26 protein-coding genes and 1 pseudogene are annotated in these 26,995 nt (G+C 65.6%); 14 read left to right on the top strand and 13 right to left on the bottom strand.

The features are described from left to right. Positions 1-53: 53 nt before the first annotated feature. Positions 54-1,601, top strand: coding sequence for a histidine ammonia-lyase (gene hutH / locus R4P95_RS02755; protein WP_213573180.1), 1,548 nt, complete (start codon positions 54-56; stop codon positions 1,599-1,601). 14 nt (positions 1,602-1,615) lie between these two features. Here hutH and R4P95_RS02750 read toward each other — a convergent pair whose 3' ends face one another. Beyond that, the gene (locus tag R4P95_RS02750; protein ID WP_317743523.1) at positions 1,616-2,872 is read right to left on the bottom strand and encodes an FAD-dependent oxidoreductase; all 1,257 of its coding nucleotides are present in this window, start codon (positions 2,870-2,872) and stop codon (positions 1,616-1,618) included. A gap of 96 nt (positions 2,873-2,968) precedes the next feature. Then, positions 2,969-4,132, bottom strand: a complete 1,164-nt coding sequence (locus tag R4P95_RS02745; protein WP_317743522.1) for a PucR family transcriptional regulator — start codon at positions 4,130-4,132, stop codon at positions 2,969-2,971. A gap of 182 nt (positions 4,133-4,314) precedes the next feature. Between R4P95_RS02745 and R4P95_RS02740 the strand changes: the two genes are divergently transcribed. The 6 genes from R4P95_RS02740 to groL all read left to right on the top strand — a co-directional run bounded on the left by R4P95_RS02740 (position 4,315) and on the right by groL (position 10,022). Further along, positions 4,315-4,695, top strand: coding sequence for a YtxH domain-containing protein (locus tag R4P95_RS02740; RefSeq protein ID WP_317743521.1), 381 nt, complete (start codon positions 4,315-4,317; stop codon positions 4,693-4,695). 131 nt (positions 4,696-4,826) lie between these two features. After that, the gene (locus R4P95_RS02735; protein ID WP_213578234.1) at positions 4,827-5,828 is read left to right on the top strand and encodes a zinc-binding alcohol dehydrogenase family protein; all 1,002 of its coding nucleotides are present in this window, start codon (positions 4,827-4,829) and stop codon (positions 5,826-5,828) included. Positions 5,829-5,840: 12 nt separating this feature from the next. After that, positions 5,841-6,743: a universal stress protein gene (locus R4P95_RS02730; RefSeq protein WP_317743520.1), complete on the top strand. Its 903-nt coding sequence runs from the start codon at positions 5,841-5,843 to the stop codon at positions 6,741-6,743. 10 nt (positions 6,744-6,753) lie between these two features. Next, positions 6,754-7,533, top strand: a complete 780-nt coding sequence (locus R4P95_RS02725; protein WP_159920152.1) for an HAD-IIA family hydrolase — start codon at positions 6,754-6,756, stop codon at positions 7,531-7,533. 80 nt (positions 7,534-7,613) lie between these two features. Next, complete coding sequence (locus R4P95_RS02720) at positions 7,614-8,168, top strand: DUF6764 family protein (protein WP_213573174.1); 555 nt, start codon at positions 7,614-7,616, stop codon at positions 8,166-8,168. Positions 8,169-8,396: 228 nt separating this feature from the next. Then, on the top strand, positions 8,397-10,022 hold the full coding sequence (gene groL / locus R4P95_RS02715) for a chaperonin GroEL (protein ID WP_109327707.1): 1,626 nt from the start codon (positions 8,397-8,399) through the stop codon (positions 10,020-10,022). 88 nt (positions 10,023-10,110) lie between these two features. Here groL and R4P95_RS02710 read toward each other — a convergent pair whose 3' ends face one another. Then, on the bottom strand, positions 10,111-10,314 hold the full coding sequence (locus tag R4P95_RS02710; protein WP_213573173.1) for a PspC domain-containing protein: 204 nt from the start codon (positions 10,312-10,314) through the stop codon (positions 10,111-10,113). Positions 10,315-10,464: 150 nt separating this feature from the next. Here R4P95_RS02710 and ppk2 point away from each other — a divergent pair, with 150 nt between their 5' ends. The 3 genes from ppk2 to R4P95_RS02695 all read left to right on the top strand — a co-directional run bounded on the left by ppk2 (position 10,465) and on the right by R4P95_RS02695 (position 13,705). Continuing rightward, complete coding sequence (gene ppk2 / locus R4P95_RS02705; protein WP_213573172.1) at positions 10,465-11,394, top strand: polyphosphate kinase 2; 930 nt, start codon at positions 10,465-10,467, stop codon at positions 11,392-11,394. Between the two features lie 340 nt (positions 11,395-11,734). Further along, positions 11,735-12,775 (top strand): alpha/beta hydrolase, encoded by a 1,041-nt coding sequence (locus R4P95_RS02700; protein ID WP_213573171.1) that lies wholly within the window; start codon positions 11,735-11,737, stop codon positions 12,773-12,775. 96 nt (positions 12,776-12,871) lie between these two features. Continuing rightward, positions 12,872-13,705, top strand: coding sequence for an alpha/beta fold hydrolase (locus tag R4P95_RS02695; protein WP_249353955.1), 834 nt, complete (start codon positions 12,872-12,874; stop codon positions 13,703-13,705). Positions 13,706-13,743: 38 nt separating this feature from the next. On the opposite strand, the gene R4P95_RS02690 is transcribed toward R4P95_RS02695, so the two are convergent. Continuing rightward, positions 13,744-15,762: a prolyl oligopeptidase family serine peptidase gene (locus R4P95_RS02690; RefSeq protein ID WP_213573170.1), complete on the bottom strand. Its 2,019-nt coding sequence runs from the start codon at positions 15,760-15,762 to the stop codon at positions 13,744-13,746. A gap of 42 nt (positions 15,763-15,804) precedes the next feature. On the opposite strand from R4P95_RS02690, the gene R4P95_RS02685 reads away from it, so the two are divergent. After that, positions 15,805-16,788, top strand: coding sequence for a dipeptidase (locus R4P95_RS02685; RefSeq protein ID WP_317743519.1), 984 nt, complete (start codon positions 15,805-15,807; stop codon positions 16,786-16,788). 49 nt (positions 16,789-16,837) lie between these two features. After that, positions 16,838-18,241, top strand: coding sequence for a dihydrolipoyl dehydrogenase (lpdA, locus tag R4P95_RS02680; RefSeq protein ID WP_317743518.1), 1,404 nt, complete (start codon positions 16,838-16,840; stop codon positions 18,239-18,241). A gap of 61 nt (positions 18,242-18,302) precedes the next feature. On the opposite strand, the gene R4P95_RS02675 is transcribed toward lpdA, so the two are convergent. Continuing rightward, the gene (locus R4P95_RS02675; RefSeq protein ID WP_317743517.1) at positions 18,303-18,716 is read right to left on the bottom strand and encodes a helix-turn-helix domain-containing protein; all 414 of its coding nucleotides are present in this window, start codon (positions 18,714-18,716) and stop codon (positions 18,303-18,305) included. A 117-nt stretch (positions 18,717-18,833) separates the two neighbouring features. On the opposite strand from R4P95_RS02675, the gene R4P95_RS02670 reads away from it, so the two are divergent. Continuing rightward, positions 18,834-19,691 (top strand): SDR family oxidoreductase, encoded by an 858-nt coding sequence (locus tag R4P95_RS02670; RefSeq protein WP_317743516.1) that lies wholly within the window; start codon positions 18,834-18,836, stop codon positions 19,689-19,691. Between the two features lie 67 nt (positions 19,692-19,758). Here R4P95_RS02670 and R4P95_RS02665 read toward each other — a convergent pair whose 3' ends face one another. Next, positions 19,759-19,965, bottom strand: a complete 207-nt coding sequence (locus R4P95_RS02665; RefSeq protein ID WP_317743515.1) for a hypothetical protein — start codon at positions 19,963-19,965, stop codon at positions 19,759-19,761. 23 nt (positions 19,966-19,988) lie between these two features. Between R4P95_RS02665 and R4P95_RS02660 the strand changes: the two are divergent. After that, a pseudogene (locus R4P95_RS02660) lies at positions 19,989-20,255 on the top strand (transposase); the annotation flags it as partial. A 228-nt stretch (positions 20,256-20,483) separates the two neighbouring features. On the opposite strand, the gene R4P95_RS02655 reads toward R4P95_RS02660, so the two are convergent. The 7 genes from R4P95_RS02655 to R4P95_RS02625 form a co-directional block, all read right to left on the bottom strand. Continuing rightward, entirely contained in the window at positions 20,484-20,639 is a 156-nt protein-coding gene (locus R4P95_RS02655; protein WP_317743514.1) for a hypothetical protein, read from the bottom strand. A gap of 305 nt (positions 20,640-20,944) precedes the next feature. Further along, complete coding sequence (locus R4P95_RS02650; protein ID WP_317743513.1) at positions 20,945-21,463, bottom strand: formyltransferase family protein; 519 nt, start codon at positions 21,461-21,463, stop codon at positions 20,945-20,947. Next, on the bottom strand, positions 21,391-21,729 hold the full coding sequence (locus R4P95_RS02645; protein ID WP_317743512.1) for a hypothetical protein: 339 nt from the start codon (positions 21,727-21,729) through the stop codon (positions 21,391-21,393). Before R4P95_RS02645 ends, R4P95_RS02650 begins: the two co-directional genes overlap by 73 nt. Positions 21,730-21,866: 137 nt before the next feature. Continuing rightward, positions 21,867-23,771: a BCCT family transporter gene (locus tag R4P95_RS02640; RefSeq protein WP_317743511.1), complete on the bottom strand. Its 1,905-nt coding sequence runs from the start codon at positions 23,769-23,771 to the stop codon at positions 21,867-21,869. Between the two features lie 82 nt (positions 23,772-23,853). Beyond that, entirely contained in the window at positions 23,854-24,930 is a 1,077-nt protein-coding gene (locus R4P95_RS02635) for a hybrid-cluster NAD(P)-dependent oxidoreductase (RefSeq protein WP_317743510.1), read from the bottom strand. Next, the gene (locus tag R4P95_RS02630) at positions 24,927-26,213 is read right to left on the bottom strand and encodes an aromatic ring-hydroxylating dioxygenase subunit alpha (protein WP_317743509.1); all 1,287 of its coding nucleotides are present in this window, start codon (positions 26,211-26,213) and stop codon (positions 24,927-24,929) included. Before R4P95_RS02630 ends, R4P95_RS02635 begins: the two co-directional genes overlap by 4 nt. 194 nt (positions 26,214-26,407) lie before the next feature. Then, the gene (locus R4P95_RS02625; RefSeq protein ID WP_317743507.1) at positions 26,408-26,692 is read right to left on the bottom strand and encodes a hypothetical protein; all 285 of its coding nucleotides are present in this window, start codon (positions 26,690-26,692) and stop codon (positions 26,408-26,410) included. Positions 26,693-26,995: the final 303 nt, after the last annotated feature.

Below are 26,995 nucleotides of genomic sequence, written 5' to 3'. Positions count from 1 at the left end.
TGGCACCCCGCAATTCCCGACCTACACCCCGCGCCGGGGTGGACACTGAGTCTGTGGGTACCGAAGAGCCTGTCGTCGTCGGTGTCGGCCCGGTGTCTGCCGAAGAAGTGGTTCGGGTGGCCAGGCTCGGCGCCCCGGTGCGGATCTCCGAAGAGGCTCTGTCCACCATGGCGGAAAGTCGTCGGTGGATCGAGGCTCTCGCCGAGGACCCGAAACCGGTGTACGGCGTCTCGACGGGGTTCGGTGCCCTCGCGATCCGTCATATTCCGGTCGACAAGCGCGCGCAGCTGCAGCGCAGCCTGATCCGTTCCCACGCCGCCGGCAACGGGCCGGAGGTGGAACGTGAGGTGGTGCGTGCGCTGATGTTGTTGCGGCTCTCGACTCTCGCCACGGGCCACACCGGCGTTCGGCCGGAGGTCGCGCAGGTGTACGCGAACCTGCTGTCGGCGGGTCTGACTCCGGTGGTGTACGAGTACGGGAGCCTGGGTTGTTCGGGCGATCTGGCGCCGCTGGCACATGTTGCCCTCGCCGTGATCGGTGAGGGCACCGTGCGAAACGCAGAGGGCTGTCCTACCCCCGCCGCCGATGCGCTGCGAGCCGCCGGAATCGCACCGGTGTCGCTGGAGGAGAAGGAGGGTCTTGCCCTCGTCAACGGCACCGACGGCATGCTGGGCATGCTACTGCTGGCCTGCGAAGACCTGGGTCACCTGCTGCGTCTGGCCGACATCACGGCAGCGATGAGCGTCGAGGGCTTGCTCGGCACGGACCGGGTCTTCGCCGCCGACCTGCAGTCGCTGCGGCCGCATCCCGGGCAGGCCGCAGCGGCCGAGAACATGACACGGCTGCTGGCCGGCTCCGACATTGTGCGCAGCCACGCGGGGCCCGGGTGCACGGTGGTCCAGGACGCCTACTCGTTGCGCTGCGCCCCCCAGGTCGCCGGCGCCGCGCGCGACACCCTCGCCCACGCCCAGCAGGTCGCGGCGCGCGAACTCGCGAGCGCCGTCGACAACCCCGTGGTGACTGCGGACGGCCGCGTCGAGTCGAACGGCAACTTCCACGGAGCCCCGCTCGGCTACGTCCTGGATTTCCTGGCGATCGTGGTCGCGGACGTGGCGAGCATGAGCGAGCGCCGCACCGACCGATTTCTCGACGTCGCCCGCAACCACGGGCTGCCCCCGTTCCTCGCCGACGACCCCGGCGTCGACAGCGGCCACATGATCGCCCAGTACACGCAGGCCGCGATCGTGTCCGAACTCAAGCGCCTGGCCGCGCCTGCGAGTGTCGACTCGATTCCGTCGTCGGCGATGCAGGAGGATCACGTGTCGATGGGGTGGTCGGCAGCCCGCAAACTTCGCCGCGCCCTCGACGGGCTCACCAGGGTCCTCGCGGTCGAGGCGCTGACTGCCGCACGGGGACTCGACCTCCGTGCGCCGCTCGAGCCTTCGCCTGCAACGGGTGCCGTACGCGACGCGATCCGGGAGCACGTCGCCGGACCCGGAACCGACCGGTACCTGGCCCCCGAGATCGACGCGGTGGTGGCGCTCGCGTCGTCGGGCACCCTCCTTGCCTGCGCCGAGGCGGTGGTCGGCGCATTGGCCTGAGACGAAGGACGGGCTCAGCGCAGAGGGTCGAAATGCCGCAACACCGCGGACGGTTCGCCCCCCGTCATCGACTGGGCCACCAGGCGGCCCGTGAGGGGGCCGAGCGCGATACCCCACATTCCGTGGCCGCCGGCAACGTGCACGCGAGGCGAGCGGGTGGCCCCGACGAGGGGCAGCCCGTCCGTGGTGCACGGCCGTGAACCCACCCATTCCTCCTGGCGGGCATTCCAGTCGATACCGGTGAACAGGGGTGTCGCGGCATCGATGATTGCCTGGACCCGTCGGGGATCGAGCGGTGCGTCGGGACTCCGGAATTCCATCATTCCGGCGACACGGAAGCGGTCGTGCAACGGGGTGCACGCCACCCGCTGAGTGGGGAAGTACACGGGATTCTTGGGCATCTGCTGTGGCTGGACGCTGAAACTGTAGCCACGGCCGGCCTGGACCAGTGCCCGGACGCCGAAGGGACGTGCCAGTGTGCCCAGCCGGGCGCCGTTCGCGATCACGACCGCATCGGCCGACACCGAATCTCCGCGGGCAGAGGCGAGCCGAACGTCGGACGCGCCACGGTCCTGGACCGCGGTGACGTCGAATCCGGAGACGATGTCGCCACCCCGTGCGCGGACGGCGTCGGCGAGAGAATGCACAAACCGCGGCGGATCGATGAAGCGCTGGTTCCGCAGGCGGAGACCGCAGGGCACGCCCTCCCCGAGACTCGGTTCCAGGGAGTGGATCTCGTCGGTATCGAGCCGGTCGAACTCGACCTCGCCACCGATCGCCTCCACGTGGCGGAACTCGTCGACGAGCACCTCCCGGTCCGCGTCCGACGTGAACGCAGTCAGGAAGGGGTCGGCGAGATGGGTGTGTTCGGCGACGCCGCCCTCGGCGAGTTGGTCGTAGGCGCCCAGGGAAATCCGGTTCACTTCGGCGTAGACCTTCATCGCCTCCGCCCATCGTGCGGGAGTGCAGTGCCGGGCGAAACCGACGAGGAAACGGAGGAGGCGGAGGTCGGTGGTGAACGGAACATACACGGGGGAGGAGGGATTCAGCATCGCGCGGAGGCCGTACTTCAGGACGGCGGGCTCCGGGAGCGGCAGGGTGAGGGCAGGAGCAAGCCACCCCGCATTCCCCCAGGAGGCGTCGGCCGCAACACCTTCCCGGTCGACGACGGTGACGCGGACCCCACGCTCCTGTAGGAACCAGGCAGTGGACAGGCCGACGACACCGGCTCCGACGATTGCGACATGCTCCGGGCGCGCAGTTGTGCTCATGTGTCCATCATCGATCGACGATCACGCGGGGGGAGTAGCCGTTCGGCCAGTGCCGGACCGTCCACGTTGTGCAATCGGCCAGGGTGGGTCCACGGCTCAGTGCTCGCGCAGTCCGCGCAGTTTCAAATGCAGCATCAGGACGAGGCGGGTGTCCGCGTCGGAGAGGTCCACGCCGCACGATTCGACGCAGCGCCGGAGCCGGTTGCGCAGGGTGTTGGGGTGGACGTGCAGGGCTGCGGCGGCGTCGGCCACGTCGCCGCCATGGTCCAGGAACGCGCGTGCCGTGGCCACGAGGTCGGTGCCGTGCTGCTCGTCGTGCGCAAGGAGGGCGGCCAGCGGGGTGAGCGTGCCCAACCCGTCGAAGATGTCGGCCACGCGCAGCGCGAGGACCGACGCCAGCGTGTCCCGCATGGTTCCGACCACACCGCCACGGGAGGCGTGTTGCAGCGCCGCGAGTATCCGGTCGGCGTCACCGCGCGACAGATGCGCCTGTCCTGCCGTGTCGACCCCCCGCCCGACCGCGACGACGAAGGCATGTCCACTGCGCGCACGTCCGAGGAAATTCTCGGAGAGACGGCGAACCTCCTTCTCCCCGGCGGCGATCACCACATAAATGGTGTCGTCGAGTTGGGCTGCGACGGATTCGACGGCCAGCGTGTCCAGGTAGAGACCGAGGGAGGCCAGCAGTCCGGACGGCAGCGACGAGCCGAGCGTGACCGGGGCCGCCGCGGCAACCGTCATCGGACCGCTCCACCGCAGGTCGTCGGCGGCCCGGAAAGCGGGCTCGCCGCCGGTCAGGAGGGCACGGACCCGGTCGACCTGCAATCGCCGTGTGACATCGACCCGTTCGCGTTGCGCGGCGATATGTTCGGCCACGACCGGTACGGCGGACCGGAGGATCGCTTCCTGTTCCGGCGTCGGAAAGGCGGTGACGGCTGCCCAGATGGACCCCACCGGGCGCCCGCCGTCACGCACCGCGATCGCCGCCCGCGGTCGCATGTCGGGAACGTGCAGATCGACATAGATGACGTCGGTGTCGTGGTGAAGGCGTTCGAACACACCGGCCTCGGTGAGCAACTGCCGGTACCGTCCCGGCACCTGCCGGCCAAGGATGGTCCCGATCCGCGCTTCGTCCACCGCCTGCTCACCACTCGAATACGCGAGCACCGTCGAGTTCTCGTCCTCGATCGTGATCGGGGCGCCGATCAGCTCGGCCAGAGACCCCGCAACCGTGAACAGGTCTTCACCGCGCAGGTCCATGCTCGGAGCCTAGTTGGCCGGGACCGACTCGAATGGTTCCGACGAGAGGTGTTTCATCCGGCGCGGCCGAAGGTCGTCCGTCGTGGAGGAAGTTTGGGCTCGGGCGCTGAGGGCATAGCTGTGTAGCAGGGCATTGCGACGGTGATCCGTACACGTTTGTCGCACAACAGTCAGGAGAGGTCATGGAGAGAGCGTTGATTTTTGCAGCGGGGGCAGCCGTGGGTTTCGTCCTGGGCACCCGGTCCGGCAGGCAAACCTACGAGAAGATGAGGGATCAATCCCTCGAAGTCTGGCACAACCCCACCGTGCAGGAGAAGGTGAGCGGCGCGACCGAGGTGGTGAAGGAGAAGGCCCCGCACGTGCAGCACAAGGTAGGTGAGCTGGCGAAGAAGGCCACCCACCGCGACACCGACACCAGCACGGCCACCGCGCCCACCACCGGTGCGCCGCCCGTCGAAGCCACGGCTCCCACTCCCACGCCGGCTCCCACTCCCACGCCGGCGCCCACGGACTCGCCCGTTTCTCCGCCGGCGGGGGGCAAGCATACGCAGAGCCCGGGCTGACCGGGCCCGATGCGGCAGTAGGTAACCATCCCGGCGCGGCGTGCGGTCGCGACACTGCGGATTTCGTGGCGTCGGCGCCGCGCCGCGGGCATCCTGTGGGTATGGCGGCGACGCGACGCGGAATCCGGACGATGGGTGCGTGGCGCGCCGTCAGCCCCGGACCGATTGCGGGCACTCCGCTGCAGTGGGACATCGAAGCGCTCCCCGAGCCCGAGCCGGGTGAATTGCTGATCAAGGTACTGGCCTGTGGGGTGTGCCGAACCGACCTACATATCGCCGAGGGTGATCTTCCCGCGCACCGACCGCGGGTCGTTCCCGGTCACGAAGTGGTGGGAGAGGTTGTCGCAGTGGGCGACTCCGTCTCCGCGGCCTGTGCCGCCGGAGATCGCGTCGGTGTCGCCTGGCTGCGCCACACCTGTGGTCGGTGCCCGGCGTGCGGTCGCGGCCTCGAGAATCTGTGCCGGCAGTCGCGCTACACGGGGTGGGACGCGGACGGCGGATACGCCGAATTCACGACGGTGCCCGCCGACTACGCGCTGCAACTCCCGGACGGCTATCCGGACGCCGAGCTCGCGCCGCTCCTGTGCGCCGGGATCATCGGTTACCGGGCCCTCATGCGTGCCGAGGTGCCGGACGGCGGCGCCTTGGGTATCTACGGCTTCGGGGGCAGCGCCCATCTCACCGCCCAGGTTGCGCTCGCCCGCGGTGTCCGCGTGCACGTCATGACGCGAGGCGCGCAGGCACGGGCACTTGCCGAGGAACTCGGCGCGGCGTCGGTGCAAGGGGTGCGCGACACCCCACCGGAACCGCTCGACTCGGCGATCCTGTTCGCACCCGCCGGAGACTTGGTGCCCACGGCGTTGGAGGCGCTCGCCGACGGCGGCACGCTCGCCGTCGCGGGCATCCATCTGACAGACATTCCGCGGCTCGACTACCAGAAGCATCTGTTCCGGGAGCGGCAGGTCCGCAGCGTCACCGCCAACACCCGGGCAGATTCCGTCGCGTTCCTCCGATTCGCGGCGGACCATCGATTGAGGGTCGACACCCATCCCTATCCACTCGACCACGCAGATCGGGCGCTGCGCGATCTGGCCGACGGAAAGTTCAGCGGTGCAGCAGTTCTCGAACCATAGAGGGAGAGGTACATGAGTGAATACGCGGGCCCACCGGTGGTGGTCGGTGTCGACGGATCACGGCCTGCTCTCGACGCGGCACGCTGGGCCGCGGCGACGGCAGTCCGGCTCGGTGCCCCGCTGCTGCTCGCGCATGCCTACCCGGATGGGGCGACGTTCTACAACGGCACCGCAATGATGATCGACGCGCAGTTCATCCAGGAACTTCGGGAAGACGGAAACGCGATGCTGGACACCGCCCGCACGGCCGTGCTGGAAGAGCACCCCGGACTTCCTGTCGAGACAGACCTGCGGACCGGGACCGCAGCCGCCCACCTGATCGAGTTGTCACGCGCCGCCCGGATGGTGGTTCTCGGCGCGCAGGGTGCGGGTGCCATCACGGATTACCTGCTCGGTTCGACGGTACTGCGCACGATCAACTCCGCGCAGTGCCCGGTCGCCGTGTTCCGGGGTGCCCGCGAAGCCCCGTCACCGGACCAGCGCCCGATCGTCGTCGGTGTGGACGGCAGTGACGTCAGCGAACTCGCCGTCCGCCAGGCGTTCGCCCTCGCCTCGGCGTTCGGCGTCGGACTCGAGGTCGTGCACGCCTGGAGCAGCGAGCGGCGGCACGGGCTCGCACACGCGTCGAAATACGTTGACTGGGCGGCGTACGAAGAAGCGGAGCGGGCCGTCGTCTCCGACTGCCTCGCCACCTGGGCCGAGGACTACCCCGACGTGCAGGTGGCCGGGACAACCACGGAGGGCGCACCTGCCGACGTCCTGATCCGGCACGCCTCTGCCGCGCAATTGCTCGTGGTCGGCAGCCGCGGCCGGGGCAAGGTGCTCGGTGCACTGCTCGGATCGGTCAGCCAGAATCTCGTGCACCACGCTCCCTGCCCCGTTGTGGTCTGTCACGCTCAGCGGTCGCCCGGATAGGCTCGAACCCATGACTGCGGTCGAGGGAATCCTGTTCGATATAGACGGAGTTCTGGTTACTTCTTGGCATCCCATCGACGGCGCGGCCGACGCCGTGCGCGAGGTGCGGGATCGGGGACTTGCGTGTGCGTATCTCACGAATACAACGTCGCGGACGTGTGACGAGATAGCGGGTGCGCTGCGGAACGCGGGTATCGACACAGAGCCCGGCGAGATCGTCACCGCCGCTCGCCTCACCGCCGAGTACCTCCGCACCACCTACCCGGGCGCGCGGGCCTGGGTGCTCAACAATGGTGACATCACGCCCGACCTCGCCGGCATCGAACTCGACGAGGACGATCCGCAGGTCGTCGTGCTCGGTGGCGCAGGCCCCGAATTCACCCATCGCGCGCTCAGCCGGGTAGTGGAGTTGATGCTCGACGAGGTTCCGGTGGTGGCCATGCATCGGGGGACGACGTGGGCAACCCGCGACGGACTGTGCATCGACACCGGCGCCTACCTTCCGGGCCTGGAAGAAATTGCGGGAACGAACGTCGTCTCGGTCGGCAAGCCCTCGCTGGCCGCCTTCCTCACCGCAACCGAGCTCATGGGCACCGACCCCGAAGCGGCCGTCATGGTCGGTGACGATCTGACGGGTGACGTCCTCGCCGCACAACGGGTAGGCCTGACCGGTGCGCTGGTGCGCACCGGCAAGTTCCGGCAGTCGATTCTCGACCTTGCTGTGCAGCGCCCCGACCACGTCATCGACTCGGTCGCGCAGCTCCCCGAGCTGCTCGACGGACTCGCCTGAACACCCTCTGGGACTAACCGGCCGGGAGCGGGTACTCTCGCGGCGAATCCTCCAAATCGACGTTCCCAGAAGGAGCTTCCATGCTCGCTGTCTCCACGCCCGCCACGTCCACCGCCTCGGCCACTCGTACCCGCATCTCCTCTTTGTTCGGCCGCCGGCTGGCGCGTGCGGGAGCGGCGATGGTCGTCGGGCTGGGTGTCGCGGCGGGACTCTCGGTGGCCGGTGCCGGTGTCGCCGGTGCCGCCCCCGTCACCTGTGTCTCCCCGCCGTCCGTCAACGACATCCAGGTGTCGGACACGGCGAGCTGTGGTGCCAAGGCGACCGAGGCCGGTGTCGCGCGGGCGACGGCCATGGAGAGCGGGACCGCGGTGAGCGTCGCCAACGGGCACGGCTCCACCACCACCTATGCCAACGGGTTTGGAACATCTCTGGGTGCGTCGACGGGTTCGGGTCAGGCGTATGCCGTGTCGCTGGGCGGCGGCATCGCGCGGTCCGGGGCGGCTGACGGCACCACCACCGTGGCGATCGCCGGCTGGGGGTCGGGCGCCAGCTCCGACGCGAACGGCGTCGACTGCGTCGGTGCCCTGTCGCTCGCGTTCAACCTCAACACGGGCCAGGTCTGCGCCATGCGCTGATCCTCTGACCCGGTGGTCTCGTCCCGACCTTGCACTCACCCTGGTCGAGTGCTAGAAATGCACTTGGCACTCGCGACACGTGAGTGCCAGGTCGGGATGGTGAGACCGGGAACCTAGACACCCCTGGTCGTCCGTCGCGGGCACTGACCCCGGCCCAAGGCGTAAATGGGGCGACCCGGCAAGCGGCCGTCCTGTGTGTCACCCCCCAATCCGGAGGATCACTTCGCAATGGCCAAGATCATCGCGTTCGACGAAGAGGCCCGTCGCGGCCTCGAGCGAGGACTCAACGCCCTCGCCGACGCAGTCAAGGTGACGTTGGGCCCCAAGGGTCGCAACGTCGTGCTCGAGAAGAAGTGGGGAGCTCCCACGATCACCAACGACGGTGTTTCCATCGCCAAGGAGATCGAGCTCGAGGACCCCTACGAGAAGATCGGTGCCGAGCTGGTCAAGGAGGTCGCCAAGAAGACGGACGACGTCGCCGGCGACGGAACCACCACCGCAACCGTGCTCGCTCAGGCTCTCGTGCGTGAGGGCCTCCGCAACGTTGCTGCCGGCGCCAACCCGCTCGGCCTCAAGCGCGGCATCGAGAAGGCCGTCGAGGCCGTCACCGCGCGTCTGCTCGAGACCGCCAAGGAGATCGACACCAAGGAGCAGATCGCTGCTACCGCTGGTATCTCCGCCGGCGACCCGTCCATCGGTGAGCTCATCGCCGAGGCCATGGACAAGGTCGGCAAGGAAGGCGTCATCACGGTCGAGGAGTCCAACACCTTCGGCCTGCAGCTCGAGCTCACCGAGGGCATGCGCTTCGACAAGGGCTACATCTCGGCGTACTTCGCCACCGATGCAGAGCGTCAGGAAGCCGTCCTCGAGGACGCGTACATCCTGCTCGTGAGCTCCAAGATCTCCACCGTCAAGGACCTGCTGCCGCTGCTGGAGAAGGTCATCCAGTCGGGCAAGCCGCTGGTCATCATCGCGGAGGACGTCGAGGGCGAAGCCCTGTCCACCCTGGTGGTCAACAAGATTCGTGGCACCTTCAAGTCCGTGGCCGTCAAGGCCCCCGGCTTCGGTGACCGCCGCAAGGCGCAGCTCGCCGACATCGCCATCCTCACCGGTGGCGAGGTCATCAGCGAAGAGGTCGGCCTCTCCCTGGAGACCGCCGGACTCGAGCTGCTCGGCCAGGCTCGCAAGGTCGTCATCACCAAGGACGAGACCACCATCGTCGAGGGTGCCGGCGATTCCGACGCCATCGCCGGTCGCGTGAGCCAGATCCGCGCCGAGATCGAGAACAGCGACAGCGACTACGACCGCGAGAAGCTGCAGGAGCGCCTGGCCAAGCTGGCCGGTGGCGTTGCAGTCATCAAGGCCGGTGCCGCCACCGAGGTCGAGCTCAAGGAGCGCAAGCACCGCATCGAAGATGCCGTGCGTAACGCCAAGGCTGCCGTCGAAGAGGGCATCGTTGCCGGTGGTGGCGTGGCCCTGCTGCAGTCGGCCCCCGCGCTCGACGACCTCAAGCTCGAAGGTGACGAGGCCACCGGTGCGAACATCGTTCGCGTCGCCCTCGAAGCTCCGCTGAAGCAGATCGCCTTCAACGCCGGCCTCGAGCCCGGCGTCGTCGCCGAGAAGGTCCGCAACCTGCCCGCAGGTCACGGCCTCAACGCTGCGAACAACGAGTACGGCGACCTGCTCGAAGCAGGCATCAACGACCCGGTCAAGGTCACCCGCTCCGCGCTGCAGAACGCAGCGTCGATCGCGGCTCTGTTCCTCACCACCGAGGCCGTCGTCGCCGACAAGCCGGAGAAGGCCGGAGCGCCCGCGGGCGACCCGACCGGCGGCATGGGCGGCATGGACTTCTGAGTCCGTACCACCCGCTCCACCCGAACACCCCGAAGGCCCGGGACTCCCGCAAGGGAGTTCCGGGCCTTCGGCCCTTTGCCCCGTGCGCCTACTTGGCGGGCATCAGCATCCACGCTGCCACGTAGACGAGAGCCGCGGTGCCGCCGGTGACGAGTGTGGCGACGACGGCCAGGAGTCGGACGAGGTTGACGTCGGCACCGAAGTATTCGGCGATGCCGCCGCAGACGCCGGCGAGCATTTTCTGGTTGTCGGAGCGGGTGAACTGGCGAGGAGTGTTGCTGTCGAATGTCATGCGTCCAGTCTGCTCAGCCCGCTGGTAGGGCACATCGGGATGTACCCCGATCTCCACCCTGGTCTTTCACCCCGACATCGTGCTGAGAGCGCGTTTCCCGTTCACGCCCGGGTCACTTCGAGGACGCCTCACGCCGCTAGATTCCGCCCCATGACCGACATCGACGAACGCCCCGGCTTCCTCAGCGCGTACGCGGATCTGGCTACTGCCGTCGACCTCCGCGACACCTCCGCGTTCAGGGTCGACGACGAGGACGACGATGATCCCGTGCTCGTCACGCTCACCGACGGTCTGATCGTCGATACCTGGCGGGAGGGCTTTCCGTACGAGGAGCGGATGCCCCGCGACGAATACGAAGTTGCCAAACGGTTGCTCCAGATCGAACTGCTGAAGTTCCAGAACTGGGTGAAGGACACCGGACGCCGTCACGTCATCGTGTTCGAGGGACGCGACGCCGCCGGCAAGGGTGGCACCATCAAACGGTTCATGGAACACCTAAATCCGCGCGGTGCGCGTGTCGTGGCACTCGAGAAGCCGTCGGTGCGCGAGTCGACCCAGTGGTACTTCCAGCGTTACGTGCAGCATCTCCCTGCGGCAGGTGAGATCGTGTTGTTCGACCGGTCGTGGTACAACCGCGCCGGCGTCGAGCGCGTCATGGGATTCTGCAGCGCAGACGAATACGACAGGTTCCTGCATCAGACGCCGCTCTTCGAACGCATGCTCGTCGACGACGGTGTCAGCCTCACCAAGCTGTGGTTCTCTGTCTCACCACTCGAGCAGCGGACCCGTTTTGCCATCCGTCAGGTCGATCCGGTTCGCCAGTGGAAATTGTCCTCGATGGACATTGCCTCACTGGATAAATGGGGCGCCTATACCGCGGCCAAGGAAGATATGTTTCGCTTCACGGACACCGATATTGCTCCGTGGACGGTAGTCAAGAGCAATGACAAGAAAAGAGCGCGCATCAATGCAATGAAGTATGTTCTGTCGCTGTTCGATTACGAGAACAAGGACTTCGAAGTGGTGGGGACGGTAGATCCGCTGGTCGTGGGCCGTGCCAGCCAGGTAATTGGCGAATAACCCGATGATCTTTCTTCCGAACGCCAGGTAACTATTCGAGATATGTCCGCGAAATTTCTTTGGTCTTCGCCTTCGGTCGGGTACAAAGAGTGAAGCGCCGACCCATGGCGCAGATCGAAAACCAACACAGTCGATCGGGAGAGAAAAATATGTCCACTCAAATCCTTGGCCTGCTCGATATACTCACCGGACTTCTCGACTTGCTGACGGGGTCATCAGAGGCGTAGACAGCGCGTCTCCACCAACATCCAGTTGAGAACTGGAGCCCACATGACACACTGTGGGCTCCAGTTCTCGTCTCTTCGGAGTCGGGCAGGCGGCTTCGCAGCAAAGGAGAATAATGGGCAACCGCACGGCAGCGGGTAGGTACGGGGTTCGGCTGGCACTCGCGCTCGCCCTCGCAGCGGCTCTTCCGTGGGCGGGGGCGCAGGCTGTGTCCGCAGACCCGGTGGATGACGCGACCGTCGCCGACGGCAGCTCGCGACTCCTGCGTACCGAGAAGATCGACGATCGGCAGTTGACGATGCACGTCTACTCGGCGTCGATGGACCGCGACATTCCGCTCCGGGTGATCACGCCCGCGGACACCAGTGCTCCAAGGCCCACGCTGTACCTGCTCAACGGCGCGGGTGGCGGCGAGGACTCCGCAACCTGGCAGGCGAAGACCGACGTGGTCGATTTCTTCGCCGACAAGAACGTCAACGTCGTCACACCGATGCAGGGCGCCTTCAGTTACTACACGGACTGGCGGCAGGAAGATCCCGAACTGGGCAACAACAAGTGGACGACGTTCCTCACCCAGGAACTCCCGCCCATCGTCGACGCCGAGCTGGGCACCAACGGTGTCAACTCGATCGCCGGAATCTCCATGGCCGGCAGTTCCGTACTGAGCCTCGCGCAGTCGGCACCCGAGCTGTACGAAAGTGTCGGCGCCTATAGTGGCTGCGCCATGACCAGCACCGACCCTGGTCGCACGTATGTCCGGATGGTCGTCGAATCCCGCGGCGGCGGCGACACCAGCAACATGTGGGGCCCCGTGGACGACCCGGCCTGGACGGCCAACGATCCGTACCTCAATGCGGAGAAGCTGCGCGGCCTCGACATCTACGTCAGCAACGGTTCCGGCATTCCGGGGCCGAACGATCGCCTCGACGGTCCGGGGATCAACGGAAACGTCGAGACGTTCGCCAACCAGATCATCCTCGGCGGGGCCATCGAGGCGGCGACCAACCAGTGCACCCGGGCGCTGGCGGACAAGCTGAACGAGCTGCAGATTCCCGCCACCTTCGACTTCCGTCCCGTCGGCACCCACTCGTGGCCGTACTGGCAGGAGGACCTCCACAAGTCGTGGCCCCTCCTGGCGTCGTCGATCGGCCTGTAGCCACCGGGCCGGACACCACCGTCCTCGTGCACTGACTTGTGTCTCGACCCCTGCGGATCGCGAATCCGCGGGGGTCGAGCCGTCTAGTCTGGCGGAGTGGAGACAGTACCGATCCAGATGCCCGACGGAACGACCACCCCGGTTCGCCTGTTTGCCGGGCGGGACGACGCACCCGTAGTCGTGGTGTTTCCCGGCCTGGGAATTCCTGCCGGCTACTACGAGCCGTTCGCCGAGGAGCTGATGTCCCGCGGATTCAATGCGGCCATCGGCGAACTACGCGGACAGGGTGACAGCCGTCCCCGTCCGAGCAGTGCCAGCAGGTACGGCTACCACGAGCTGGTGTCGGTCGACTTTCCCGCCATCTTCGAGGTGGTGCGCGAACATTTCCCGGCTGCGACGCCGTTCCTGTTGGGGCACAGTATGGGTGGTCAGCTGGGCGTGATGTACGCGGCGCGGATTCGTGGCCGGCTCGGCGGAATCGTGCTCGTCGCGTCGGGGTCGCCATATCACCGGGGATTTCCCGGAATGCACTCGCCGCGAATGCTCGTCGGTGCGGCCGCGATGTCGATGACGGCCAATCTCGCCGGTTTCTGGCCGGGCGGCAGGCTCGACATCGGCGGGTTCGGCAGGCAGTCGAAGGTACTGATTTCCGACTGGTCCCGTTTCGCGCGCACCGGGAAGATCGAACCCGACGGCGCAGACATCGACTACGAGGAACGGATCGGCAGATTGAAGCTGCCCGTCCTGTCGGTGACTATCGAGGGCGACGACCTCGCGCCGGGCCCTTCGGCGAAGAATCTCGTCGCCAAACTCCCACATGCCGACGTCACCATCTGGCACAACCCGCGACCGCAGGGTCACAACGGGTGGATCCGGGAGCCAGTCGACACGGTCGATCGGGTCGTCGACTGGATCCATGACCACACCTAGCCGTGAGTACTTATTAACATGGGGTGGTTAAGAAGTACTCACGGGCGGGTGAGTGTGCGCCACAGGAACATGAACGTCAGCGCCGACTTGAACGCGGCCTGAGCGTTGTCCGCGGCCCCGCCGTGTCCACCTTCGATGTTCTCGTAGTACCAGACTTCGTGGCCCTGCTCCTCGAGGAGGGCGGTCATCTTGCGGGCATGGCCCGGATGGACCCGGTCGTCCCGCGTGGAGGTGGTCACCAGAATCGGTGGGTACTCGGCGGTGGCACTGGTGTTCTGGTACGGCGAATACTCGCTGATGAACTTCCAGTCCTCGGGATCGTCGGGGTCGCCGTACTCGGCCATCCACGACGCCCCGGCCAGCAGCAGGTGGTACCGCTTCATGTCGAGGAGCGGTACCTGACACACGATCGCCCCGAAGAGTTCGGGGTAGCGGGTCAGCATGACGCCCATCAGGAGACCGCCGTTGCTTCCACCTTGAGCCGCGAGTTGCTTCGTCGTGGTGATGCCGCGCGCGACCAGGTCGCGCGCGACTGCGGCAAAGTCCTCGAACACTTTGTGACGGCCTTCACGGACGGCCTGGGTGTGCCACGACGGGCCGTATTCGCCGCCACCGCGAATGTTGGCGACGACGTACGCACCTCCGCGTTCGAGCCAGGCGAAGCCGACCGACCCGCTGTATCCCGGCACCATCGAGTTCTCGAACCCGCCGTATCCGTACAGGAGTGTGGGGCACGGGCCGTCGGCGTCGTCGCGGCGTACGACGAAGTACGGGATCTCCGTTCCGTCGTCTGATGCGACGAAGTACTGGGACGCCGAGATACCGTCGGCGTCGAAGAAGGAGGGCGCCTGCTTGACAGGTTCCAGCGGTCCGCCGACGGTGCCGTAGAAAAGAGTTGCGGGAGTGGTGAATCCACTGCTGTTGACGAAGAAATTGTCCCCGCTGCGCGCATCCGTGCTGATGACACCACTGGCCGTGAGTTCCGGCACGCCGTCGAGCGGCTTCTCGTCCCAGCCGGTTTCGGTGGGCGTGAGCACCGACAATTTGGTCTGCACGTCCGAGAGGGTGACCAGAAGCAGGTGGTTGCGAGTCCACGTGCCCTGTTCCAGGGACGTGTGCTCGTCGGGTGTGAACAGCGGCGTCAATTCCCGCGAGCCGGCGAGATAGTCGGCGTAGTCGGTGACGAGCAGCGAACCCGCGGGATAGATGGTGCCGTCCACCTCCCAGTCGGTGCGCGGGCGGACCGTCAGCCAGTCGCGGTAGACGGACGTTCCCGCGTCGTCGGGCGTGTCGATGCGCAACAGCGAACCGTCCGGCAACAACTCGTACCGTTCGGAGTTGTAGAAGTCGATCGATCGGCCGACGAAGTGCCGCTCGTATCCTGGAGTGTCGTCATAGGAGGCGCCCACCGACACGTCGGTGCTCTCGCCCTCGAACACGGTGACCGCCTCGGACAACGGGGTACCGCGATGCCAGCGCTTCGCGATCCTCGGATAGCCGGAATCGGTCATCGAGCCTTCACCGAAGTCGGTGCCCACGTAGACGCTGTCCTCGTCGATCCAGCTGATGCTGGTCTTCGCTTCCGGGACGTCGAAAGGATTGTCCGTAACGAATTGCCGTGTGCCCAGGTCGAACTCGCGAACCACGGATGCGTCGGCGCCGCCCCGCGAGAACGACAGCAAAGCGCGCGTCTGTGCTGGGCGCAGGACACTCGCCCCTGCCCACACCCAATTCTCACCCTCACGCTCGGCGAGTTCGTCGACGTCGAGCAACACGTCCCACTGCGGATCCTCGGAGCGGTATTCCGCCAGGGATGTGCGCCGCCAGATTCCGCGCTTGTGCTCACCGTCGCGCCAGAAGTTGTACAGATAGTCACCGCGCAGGGAGACGTAGGGAATGCGCGCGTCGGTATCCAGCAACTCCAGGATCCGGCCCTCGAGCTCGGAGAACTCCGAGTTCTCGGTGTACTCGCCGACGGTCCGCGCGTTGCGTTCCCGCACCCAGTCGAGAGACCGGTCAGCGGTGACATCTTCGAGCCAGAGATAAGGGTCCGTCATGACGGCCATTGTTGCAGGAAGCACTCCGATAGCCTCGGCGGCGTGAGTACACCCGGGCAGTACCCGTTGTGGGAGCAGCACTGCTGTCTGCCGCTGACACCGTCGGCAACTATCGACGAGCTCCGCCGTTACCGCCGTCCGGCCGGCAGCTACGTGTCGGTGAACATCGGTTACTCCCCGCAGGACAAGGCGGCGTCGACGGCGATCGCCGAGAGCTTTCGTGCCCAGGCCGGTGGTGACATCGAGTTGGTGACACGACTCGACGACGTCGGCGCAGTACGCGGCGCCGGTGGTATCGCGCTCGCATTCGACCTCGAAGATTCCGCCCCGCTCGACGGCGACCTCGCAAACGTGGCCCATTTTCACCGTCTGGGCACACGATCGCTGCTGCCCACGTACAACCATGCGAATGCCGCCGGGTGCGGTTGCCTCGACGCCGACGACACCGGGCTGACCGGCTACGGCCGCGACCTCGTGCGGGAGATGAATCGGGTGGGGATGACCGTGGACGGCTCCCACTGTTCGATACGTACCGGACTCGACCTTGCCGCGGTTACCGAGCGCCCCATGATCTACAGCCACTCCAACCTGCGGCGATTGTGGGATCACCCTCGCAACATCACCGACGATCAGGCTCGCTCCTGCGCGGAGACGGGTGGCGTGATCGGGATCAATGGGGTCGGCATCTTTCTGGGTGTCAATGGGCCGGACGACCATGCCCGCCGGTTGTCGGCGATGGCCGACCACATCGAGGAGGCGGTCGATCTGGTGGGTCCCGCGCACGTCGGCATCGGCTCGGACTACTCGTTCGACGCCGCGGACTTCGTCGCGGAGATCACGAACAATGCGGGCTCGTTCTCGGACGCGTATACGGCGTGGGGTCCGCTGCAGTGGGTACCGCCGGAGGATGTGCTGACTCTCGATCGCGTTCTGCGGAATCGGGGGTTCGACGAGCCGTCCATCGAGGCCGTATACGGGGGAAATTTCGCCCGTGTCGCGGCGGCAGTCTGGGCTACTGGCGGGTAACACGACCGAGGTGAGACACCGAATCCGGACGGGACTACCCTGAACAACCGTGACCTCACACTATGACGTCGTTGTCCTCGGAGCCGGTCCCGGTGGGTACGTCGCTGCTATCCGCGCGGCACAGCTGGGATTGAGTACCGCCATCATCGAGCGGAAGTACTGGGGTGGTGTGTGCCTGAACGTGGGCTGCATCCCCTCGAAGGCTCTCCTCCGTAACGCCGAGCTTGCGCATCTCTTCACGAAAGAGGCCAAGTTGTTCGGCATCACCGGTGAAGCGTCCTTCGACTTCGGCGCCGCCTACGACCGCAGCCGCAAGGTCGCGGAGGGGCGCGTCAAGGGCATTCACTTCTTGATGAAGAAGAACAAGATTCCCGAGTACGACGGCAAGGGCACCTTCACCGACGCCAACACCATCGAGGTCGCACTGACCAAGGGTGGCACCGAGACGGTGACGTTCGACAACGCCATCATCGCGACCGGTTCGACCACCAAGTTGCTGCCGGGTACCTCGCTGAGCGAGAACGTCGTCACCTACGAAGAGCAGATCATGACCCGGGATCTGCCGGGTTCGATCCTCATCGTCGGGGCCGGGGCGATCGGCATGGAGTTCGGGTACGTCCTGAAGAACTACGGCGTGGACGTCACGATCGTCGAGTTCCTCGACCGGGCGCTGCCCAACGAAGACGCGGACATCTCGAAGGAAATCGAGAAGCAGTACAAGAAGCTCGGCGTCAAGGTCAAGACCGGCGCGGCTGTGCAGAGCATCGACGACGACGGCAGCAAGGTCACCGTCTCGATCAAGGACAACAAGAGCGGCGAGATCGAGACCGTCGTGGTCGACAAGGTGATGCAGTCGGTCGGCTTCGCCCCCCGCGTGGAGGGCTTCGGCCTCGAGAAGACCGGTGTCCAGCTCACCGATCGCGGTGCCATCGGGATCACCGACACGATGCAGACGTCGGTGCCGCACATCTACGCGATCGGTGACGTGACGATGAAGCTGCAGCTCGCCCACGTGGCCGAGGCGCAGGGTGTCGTGGCGGCCGAGACGATCGCCGGCGCCGAGACGCTGCCGATCGACGACTACCGGATGATGCCGCGCGCCACGTTCTGCCAGCCGCAGGTGGCCAGCTTCGGTCTCACCGAGCAGCAGGCGAAGGACGAGGGCTACGACATCAAGGTGGCGAACTTCCCGTTCGCCGCCAACGGCAAGGCACACGGCCTCGGTGACTCCACCGGCTTCGTCAAGCTCATCTCCGACACCAAGTACGGCGAGCTGCTCGGCGGCCACCTCATCGGCCCCGACGTCTCCGAGCTGCTGCCCGAGCTGACCCTCGCGCAGAAGTGGGACCTCACCGTCAACGAGCTGGCCCGCAACGTGCACACCCACCCCACCCTCAGCGAAGCCCTGCAGGAGGCCATCCACGGCCTCGCCGGGCACATGATCAACTTCTGATCCTCGACACGAAACGAGGCCCGCACAGATACTGTGCGGGCCTCGTTTCGTGTATGCGGGCCTAGTTCTGATCGGTCCGGCGTTGGGCGTACTTCTGCTGCGCCGCCCACACTTCGGGCATTCGCGACTCGACCAGTTCGATCAGGCCGACGAGATGTTCGGCGATCTCGGCACCGAGCGGTGTCAGGCTGTATTCCACCTTCGGGGGTATCGCCTCGAGTACGTCGCGGACCACGAGTCCGTCTCGTTCGAGCGCCTGGAGGGTCTGCGACAGCATGCGTTCGCTGACTCCGTCGACGCGCCGGCGTAGTGCGCTGAAGCGGTAGTTGCCCTCGGCCAACGCCGCGAGCGCGAGCACACCCCATCGGCCGGTGACGGTCTGCAGGGTTTCGCGAGAGGTGCACCCGCGGGCGAAGACGTCGGCTTCCAGGGTGGCGTCTGCGCCCTCGCGCGGTGTCTGTTCGAGCTCGGACATGCTCACCACTCTACCCCTCATCGGAGAAGTGCTTACCGTCAAACTTGCACTTACGAATAGTTAGTGCATAATGAGACGTGCGCACTTGAAACAACAACCCCCACGCTAGGAGTTCCCATGACCATCGCCGTCACCGGTGCAACAGGACATCTCGGCCGCCTCGCCGTCGAGGCTCTCCTCGACAAGGGCACCCCCGCCGGGGAGATCGTGGCGCTCGTTCGCACACCCGCCAAGGCCACCGACCTGACCGACAAGGGCGTCGACGTCCGGCAAGCCGACTACAGCGACCGTGCCTCGCTGGACAAGGCGCTCGGTGGTGTCGACAAGCTGCTCCTCGTGTCGGGTTCCGAGGTCGGGCAACGAGTGATTCAGCACGGCAACGTCATCGACGCGGCGAAGGCAGCCGGTGTCGGGTTCATCGCCTACACCAGCGTCCTCGATGCGCAGAAGAGCCCGCTCGGACTGGCTGCCGAGCACCGCGCCACCGAGGATCTGCTCGACGGGTCCGGAATCGACTTCGCATTGCTGCGCAACGGCTGGTACTGGGAAAACTACCTGGGCGCTGTGGCCACGGCCCGGGAGACGGGTTCCTTGTTCGGCAGCGCAGGAAACGGCATCATCGCCGGGGCCGCGCGCAAGGACTACGCCGAGGCGGCCGCCGCCGTCCTGGTCGCCGACGGGCAGGCGGGAGCGGTGTACGAGCTCGGTGGTGACGAGCGGCTGACATACGAACAGCTGGCCGAGGCCCTCTCCGTGGTGGTCGGTAGCCCGGTGTCGTACAAGGACCTCCCGCAGGACGAGTACGCCGCCCTGCTCGAAGGCGCCGGCTTGCCGGCACCGGTGGCGCAGATGCTCGCCGATTCCGATGCGGGAGTAGCCACCGGCGCCCTCGACACGCAGAGCGGCGATTTGCAGAAGCTGATCGGCCGCACCTCGACTCCGGTGGCCACCGTCCTCGCTGTGAGTACTTCTTAACCGCCCGCGGTTTGTGCTGTCTACGTTGATGTGAGACACGGGTGTCTGCGTAGATGCGAGACAGATTCTAGACGGGTTGACGTTGTCCTTGGTAGCGCTTGGTGTGGTCGAGGTGTAGGTGTCCGATCAGGTCGCCGTCGGCGGTGTAGGCGGTGACATGGTCGTCGTCGCGGAGCAGGGTGATGGTCTGCCCGGCTCTGCGCCGGCCGACGCTCAGGCGGGTGTGGGAGTCGACGTACACGGTGCCGGCGGAGGAGACGATCAGGGCGTGCACGGAACTTCGCGAGGCACCTACCAAATTTCATATCAGACACGAATGCTATCGAGAGCCTCAATGCACGGTACCGGCGGGCGATCCGGGCACGCGGGCACTTCCCAACGGACCAATCGGCGCTCGAGTGTCTACATCTCGCGACCCGGGCGCTGGACCCGACAGGGAAGGGCAGAGCACGATGGGCAGTGAGATGGAAGCCGGCACTGAACGCATTCGCGATCACGTTCGAGGGCCGGCTCACCCCGAGTGAGAACCTAAACCGATGTGCCAGATCCAGATTCACCGAATAACTGATAGTCCCCTACAAGAGTGGCTGTGTTGTGTCGACGTGAGTTGGTCGGACGAGTCGCAATTCCCGCCACCACGCGCTTGGACGAAGGACCGACGCTGGCTGGGTCATGCGACCGGTCATCAGGGACGATGTGCCGGTCTACTGGTCAGGTTGCCGAGCACCTCCCGGTGAAGGATTCCCCCTGGCGAGTCGGCGAGTGGCGGGTGTGGCAGTTCGTTGGTGCCGATCAGAATGCGTCGGATCGAACTTCTGGGTCGGGAAGGTTGCTCCCGGTGTCGGTCGTCAACCGGTCGACTTGGTCGGCCACCTCGTCGAGCAGGATGTAGCCGCCGAAGGACAGCCCGAGGGACGATAGGAAAAGTGCATAGAGTTTGTCGAGCATAACGACTCCCAGGGTGGAGGGTGCGGGATACGGGGCTGGTCTAGCGGCGGCCGACGCGCGAGGTGACGACGCCGTGGGCGATGATCAACAGATATCCGATGATGACCAGGCAATCTGCTGAACCAAGAATTCGAGTGGATCGAAACCCGTAGCGGTTGTCACCCTGACCTCCAGATCGAGACCGACCGACTCGATAGAGCCGCATAGTCGCTTGTTTTTGTGATCCACACACGTACGTAAACAGAATAAACATATTCATGTTATGCCCACAACCCTCGGCGGTCGTCGAGTCCGTCCCGTTGGTCTTAACCGCTGCAGAAGCGAAAGCCCTGCCCTTCTGGTGCTGCAGGTGAATCCCTGTGTGCAGTTTTGCTACTCGTGCTGCTTGGAGAACGTCGAGGCCAACGCCGAGCAATGGACCGGGTCCTGAGGCCAGGCGGAAGGAACTCGAGACCGAGGAGCGTGTTCGGCGGGAGCGCAAAATGGTGCGGACGCTCAACCTCGAGGCAGAGGCCGCGACCGTCTGAGAGCACCTGCATGTAGCGGGCGAGCACGGCCAGGTCCGCGTCGTATTCCGCGACCAGGTCACGCAGCCGGTCCTCGGCGGCCATCTTCGTATCGGCCGTAATCGGGATGACGATGTACGGGAGCCCTGCCGCCTCGGCGATCGGCCGCAGGTCCTCGTGGTTAGACACAACCGCCACGATCTCGCCGCCCAGCGTGATTGCGCGCCAACGGAAGAGTAGGTCATTCAGGCATTGTCCCGACTTCGACACCATGACGAGGATGCGCGGCGGCTCCGTGCCGTGGAACGCGAAGTCCACGTCGAATGCGCCGCAATCTCGGCGAACTCCGCTTCCAGGCGTGCGATGTCGACGTCTTCGGTGCCCGTGAACGACCTACGCAGGTGGAAGGTGTCGAGGTGGGCGTCGTCGAACTGGTGATGCTCCTCGATCTTGAACCCGCGCTCGTAAAGGAAGCCGGTGACCGTGCGAACGATGCCGGGCGATTGAGCACAGCTGAGGGTGAGCATGATCGGCGAGTCGGTGGATACGCCGGCAGACCGTGCGGATGTGGATGTGAGAGTCACGGGGAATCCTTCACTGATTCGGGGACGGGACGGGGACGGGGTGCAGCCGGCACACACTGTGCCTCGGACGCTGTGGGCGCTGCACCGTCGCGCAGAGCGAGGTGGGAGCGCGGCACCCCTCGAGAGGGCGCGTCGGCTCAGACGTTGTCGGTGACCGGCTTGTCGGAGTCGCGCGGCGGACCATCCGCAACGTCGCTCGCCAGGGCAGTGGTCGTGATCGCGGTCGTCGGTTGAACGTTTCCACGCGCAGGCGCGTTACCGCTCTGCGTGGAAGGCTCAGCGGGGTCGGCGGCGCTGGGCACCGCCGTGATCTCGATCGTGCTCAGGGTAAAGGGCTCGCCGGCGTGCGTTTCCACGCCGGCGGAGATGCTTTCCGTCAGTAGGTGCTGGGCGAGGTCGGTTCGGATCACGAGTGGGTCTCGCGAGAGGTCCTTCCACAGAGCGACGCACAGCAGCAGCATCACGATGACGAACGGCACGGCGGACACGATTGTGATGTTCTTCAGGCCGTTGAGAGCAGCTGACGGGTCCGATCCGCCGGCGAGCAGCATGACGGCCGCCACGCCTCCCGTCGCCACACCCCAGAAGATGATGGTCATACGGCGCGGGTGCTGGGTGCCGTTCTCGCTCAGCATTCCCATGACGATGGAGGCGGAATCAGCGCCCGTCACGAAGAAGATGGCGATGAGCACGACCGTGAGGGCGGTGAGGGCGATCGTGAGCCATCCCGGGAAGGGGAGCGCGTTGAGGAGCCCGAACAGTGCGGTATCGAAGTTGATGTCGGGGGTTCCATCGACGATCTGAACGATCGCGTTGTCCGTGTTCCCGCTGTGCTCGGCACGCTGCTGGATTCCGATGGCGCCGCCGCCGAAGATGGTGAACCACAGGGTGGAGACGATCGAGGGGACCAGGAGCACGCCGGTGACGAACTGGCGAATGGTGCGGCCGCGGGAGACGCGTGCGATGAACATGCCGACGAAGGGCGTCCACGAGATCCACCATGCCCAGTAGAAGACTGTCCAGCCCGACATCCACGCGGCCATGGACTCGTCGCCGGCCGCGGCGGTCCGGGAGGCCATCTCGGGCAGGTGCCCGATGAACGCGCCGATCGCGTCGGGGAGGACGTTCAGGATGAACAGCGTCGGTCCGCCCAGGAACACCACGATCGCGAGGATCACGGCGAGCACCATGTTGATGTTGGACAGCCACTGGATGCCGCGCTCGATCCCTGAGACAGCGGATGCGACGAACGCGGCGGTGAGCACCGCGATCACGCCGGCGAGAACGGGTGAGGTGACTGCGGGGATGATTCCCGACGACTCGATGCCGCCGCCGATCTGCACCGCGCCGAGGCCGAGCGAGCAGGCCGAGCCGAAGAGGGTTGCGAGGATTGCCAGGACGTTGATCACGCGGCCGCCGGCCCCGTTGACGACCTTGGCACCGAAGATCGACGTGAACATCGACGAGAACAGCTGCGTGCGTCCCAGCCTGTAGGTGCCGTAGGCCATGCCGAGACCGACGATGGCGTACATCGCCCACGGGAACAGGGTCCAGTGGAACAACGTCTGGCCCATGGATACGTTCAGCGCTTCGGGTGTCGAGGCCTCCACGGTGCCCGGCGGTGGGGACAGGTAGAAGTAGAGCGGCTCGGCAACGCCGTAGAACACGAGACCGATTCCCATTCCGGTGGCAAACATCATCGCGATCCACGACGACGTCTTGAACCGCGGCTGGTCGCCGTCCTTCCCGAGCGGGATGCGCCCGAATCGACCGAGCCCGACCACGAGGATGAATACGGTGAAGATAGTCGCAGCGATGACGAACAGCCAGCCGAGGTTGGTAATCGCGCCCTGGAGGGCCGATGCGGCGACGGAGCCGAGACTCGTCGGGCTGATCACGCCCCAGGCGACGAATCCGATGGCCAGGACCGCAGCGACGCCGAAGACGATCTTGTCCAGCCCATTTTCTTGGGGCTGATCTTCCAGGGAATGGGCGTCTTTGAGCGAATCGATAAGTGAGCGGGTCGTATGTGCAGAAGTCATCGCGTGTCGGCCGCACCGAACTTTGATGTGCTCGGTTGCGCGGCCGTCCACCTCCTTTCAAGCGAGCGTGGTCGAGGTTGTTTCAGGCGTCGATAACGACGTGTCCGCGAGGGCGGGTGCAGCAGGCGAGGATCTTGCCGTTGTCGATCTCGCGTTGGCGGATGCCACCGTTGTGGGCGATGTCGACGTCGCCGGAGATCTTGCCGGTCTTGCAGGTGCCGCAGATCCCGTTCTGGCAGGACGTGATGATGCGGATGCCGACGTCCTTGGCCGCGTCGAGCACGGTCAGGCCGTCCGGGATAGTGGTGGTCTTGCCGCTGCGGGCAAAAGTGACAGTGTGGGTTCCCTCCGCGGTGGGGTCGACCGCCACGTCCTCGGCTCCGGCGAGCACGAATGACTCCTGGTGGATGCGGTCGATCGGCACGCCGAGTCCCAGCAGCAGTGTCTCGGCGGCGACCATGTAGGAGTCGGGGCCGCAGATGAATACCTCGCGTTCGCGCAGGTCGGGGACGTGCTCGGTGAGCATGCCGACATCTAGGCGTCCCACCGGTCCGAGCCAGCTCCCGCCGGGATTGTGGGACACGGCTTGCACGACGCGGACATGGGGATTGTCCTGGTTGATACGGGCCAGCTCCTCGGCGAACGCGACGAACTCGGGTGCGCGGGAGTTGTGCACCAACACGACGTCGACAGACTCGGCGAGGTCGTGAATGGACTCCAGGATCGAGATCATCGGGGTGATGCCCACCCCGCCGGCGAGCAGCAGGAGCCTCTCGGCGGGATGGAACGCGGTGGAGAACTCCCCCGCCGGGCCGCTCAGCTCCGCCCGATCGCCGACCTTCAGGTTGTCGTGCAGCCACCGCGACATCACCCCATCGGGCTCACGCTTGATGGTCAGCTGCACCGAGTACGGGCGCGTGGATGGCGAGCTGACCGTATAGCAACGACTAACCCGCTGCCCGTCGATGTCGACGCTGATGGTGACGTACTGGCCTGGCTCGTGGGCAAATGCTCGACGATCGTCGGAGGCAAACTCGAACGTGGCGATCTGATCGGTGCGACGCACGATGCGAGTGCAGGTGAGCAGCCGCCCCGCGGGATCCTCGTCCCACCGATCGTGCTCGGCGAGGACCGCGCCGGGTCCGAACGGCCCCTTCATGCGTCGTCGCGTCCTTCGCCGGCGTTGATAAACTCGTTCACCCGGTCCAGGTACCAGTTGCAGAACGCGTCGACCTGGTACTCGCTGGGCACGTACGGCCCGGGGACATAGGCCGGGTCGGTCACGCCCTTCTGCGCGAGCGCGACGAAACCGGCGTCCTGGTTGTTCGTCTCACGCCATACGTAGGTCAGCTCGTCGACGTCATAATCCACGCCCTCGACCGCGTCCTCATGCACGAGCCATGTGGTGCGCACCAGCGTCTTGCCCGGCGCGATTGGCAGCACCGCGAACGTCATCGCGTGATCGGCCATGAAGTGGCACCAGAAGTTCGGCTGCGTGTGCATCGACAACCGGCCCAGCTTCGCGTCATCGAAGTCACCCAGCAGCTTCTTCACCAGCTTCGCGCCCGTCATCGAATAGGACTCACCCTCACCATCTAGCGCCTCACGCTGCACCCGGAACCCAAACGCGCGTGTGTCGAGCTCCTCCACCCCCCGGAACGCCAGGCCCCGCTCGGTGCACTTGTGCTCCAGCTCCGCCTCCGCGGCCAGGTAACGCTCGTGGACCTCCTGCAGGTGAGGCGGGATCTTGTCCTCTGGGTACCCCCACGTGATGAAATACGTGCAACCCAGCTCGGGATGCATGTCGCAGTGGTAGCACTCCCGGTTGTTCTCCAGGGTGAGTTTCCAGTTGCCCTCTTCGATCAGATCGATCTGCGCGGCGACCTTCGCCCGGGGCAGCTGGTGCTGATCGAAGTAGGGCTCGACCACCCTTGCGACCGCATCGATATCATCGTTCGGCTCGTCGGACAGGTTCACGTAGATCAAGCCCGCGATGTTGCGGAAGGGTATCTTGCGCAGGTTGTAGCAGGTCTTGTCGAATTCTTCGGCAGCCGACGCGGCCCAGATAAGTTCACCATCGGGACGATAGGTCCACTGGTGATACCCGCACACCAAGTTCCCTACCGAACCGGCCCCCGGCTGCAGAATCCGCGCACCACGATGACGGCACACATTGTGCAGCACTTGCACCTGCTCATCGTCATCGCGGATCACGATCAGCGATGTCTTCCCGAACTCGATCGTCACGTAGTCGCCCGGCTCGCGAATTTCCGCCTCACTGGCGACGAAGATCCACTGGCGCCCGAAGATCGCGTCCAGATCCAGGTTGAAAATCTCATCACTCGTGTAGAAATCAGCAGGCAGGCTGTGGCCGGCCATGCGCTCACCCACGAGTCGTCGAATCGCGGCATCGTTCTGGGGACGAATTACAGTCGCAGGCATCGGGAGTCCTTTCCGGAGTATGCGTCATACGCAACAGGTTGCGCTGTGCGCATCAGGTTGCACTGATCTTCAAGTGCCGAGACGTTCGCCGTCAACGTGAGACGGGCATCGGTAGGAAGTCTTCTCGGGCTGGAAACACAGCAGTTACACGCAGGCTCGATCGCCTCGTCGACGGGAGTGATGCGAACTGCAGTTCACGCCCCGTCGGTGTGCTCGTGGAGGGTGTGGATGAGTTTGCGTATGGAGATATCGAAGAAGTAGCGGAGTCCGCTGTATTGCCGCTCCCTCGGTGCCGTTCTTGCGAGCGGGCGATATCCCGGTTCAGCGTTCGATCGGGTCTTGGACCAGATCTTCTGCCGGTGCTCGCGGGATATGACCGCCAACTCATGTGGGTGAAGTTCGGGTAGTGCCTTTTCGGCGAGGTGGACCGGAGGTAGCTCGCCGGTCGCGGTGAACCGTTGCTGCTCGCGGAATTGCACGTGCCGCTCGGTAATCGTCGTGTAGGGATGCGTCGAGGATGTCGAAGCCGGGCTTCTTCACCCCAAGCATGCTTGCGAGCACAGCAGCGGCCATCATCGATGCCCCGTCTCGGCTGATGCTGAGGCAGATCTCGTTGATCTGAGGTATCCGCCCCAAGAGTCTCGGCAAGTTGAGGCATAGCCAGTCAGGCATGGTTGTGACTGCCGGCGCTATCTGGCGCGTTTGTGCCGGCTCTATGTGGCGCGGTGCCGGTCGGGCGAGGAGGCGCGGTACCAGGGATGAACCTGCGCCCCAGGCGCCTT

Source organism: Rhodococcus sp. IEGM 27, from assembly GCF_033142305.1.
Classification (GTDB): domain Bacteria; phylum Actinomycetota; class Actinomycetes; order Mycobacteriales; family Mycobacteriaceae; genus Rhodococcus_F; species Rhodococcus_F oxybenzonivorans.
This window is presented reverse-complemented; position numbering and strand designations above follow the sequence as displayed.

Bases quoted from the DNA above. Each gene is read 5' to 3' on its own strand.
- R4P95_RS02640 (WP_317743511.1), bottom strand. From the start codon at position 23,771: ATGACTTCTGCACATACGACCCGCTCACTTATCGATTCGCTCAAAGAC.
- R4P95_RS02710 (WP_213573173.1), bottom strand. From the start codon at position 10,314: ATGACATTCGACAGCAACACTCCTCGCCAGTTCACCCGCTCCGACAAC.
- R4P95_RS02745 (WP_317743522.1), bottom strand. From the start codon at position 4,132: ATGGACCTGCGCGGTGAAGACCTGTTCACGGTTGCGGGGTCTCTGGCC.
- R4P95_RS02740 (WP_317743521.1), top strand. From the start codon at position 4,315: ATGGAGAGAGCGTTGATTTTTGCAGCGGGGGCAGCCGTGGGTTTCGTC.
- R4P95_RS02730 (WP_317743520.1), top strand. From the start codon at position 5,841: ATGAGTGAATACGCGGGCCCACCGGTGGTGGTCGGTGTCGACGGATCA.
- R4P95_RS02750 (WP_317743523.1), bottom strand. From the start codon at position 2,872: ATGAGCACAACTGCGCGCCCGGAGCATGTCGCAATCGTCGGAGCCGGT.
- R4P95_RS02635 (WP_317743510.1), bottom strand. From the start codon at position 24,930: ATGAAGGGGCCGTTCGGACCCGGCGCGGTCCTCGCCGAGCACGATCGG.
- groL (WP_109327707.1), top strand. From the start codon at position 8,397: ATGGCCAAGATCATCGCGTTCGACGAAGAGGCCCGTCGCGGCCTCGAG.
- R4P95_RS02720 (WP_213573174.1), top strand. From the start codon at position 7,614: ATGCTCGCTGTCTCCACGCCCGCCACGTCCACCGCCTCGGCCACTCGT.
- R4P95_RS02655 (WP_317743514.1), bottom strand. From the start codon at position 20,639: ATGCTCGACAAACTCTATGCACTTTTCCTATCGTCCCTCGGGCTGTCC.
- R4P95_RS02670 (WP_317743516.1), top strand. From the start codon at position 18,834: ATGACCATCGCCGTCACCGGTGCAACAGGACATCTCGGCCGCCTCGCC.
- R4P95_RS02690 (WP_213573170.1), bottom strand. From the start codon at position 15,762: ATGACGGACCCTTATCTCTGGCTCGAAGATGTCACCGCTGACCGGTCT.
- R4P95_RS02700 (WP_213573171.1), top strand. From the start codon at position 11,735: ATGGGCAACCGCACGGCAGCGGGTAGGTACGGGGTTCGGCTGGCACTC.
- R4P95_RS02725 (WP_159920152.1), top strand. From the start codon at position 6,754: ATGACTGCGGTCGAGGGAATCCTGTTCGATATAGACGGAGTTCTGGTT.
- R4P95_RS02735 (WP_213578234.1), top strand. From the start codon at position 4,827: ATGGGTGCGTGGCGCGCCGTCAGCCCCGGACCGATTGCGGGCACTCCG.
- R4P95_RS02630 (WP_317743509.1), bottom strand. From the start codon at position 26,213: ATGCCTGCGACTGTAATTCGTCCCCAGAACGATGCCGCGATTCGACGA.
- ppk2 (WP_213573172.1), top strand. From the start codon at position 10,465: ATGACCGACATCGACGAACGCCCCGGCTTCCTCAGCGCGTACGCGGAT.
- R4P95_RS02675 (WP_317743517.1), bottom strand. From the start codon at position 18,716: ATGTCCGAGCTCGAACAGACACCGCGCGAGGGCGCAGACGCCACCCTG.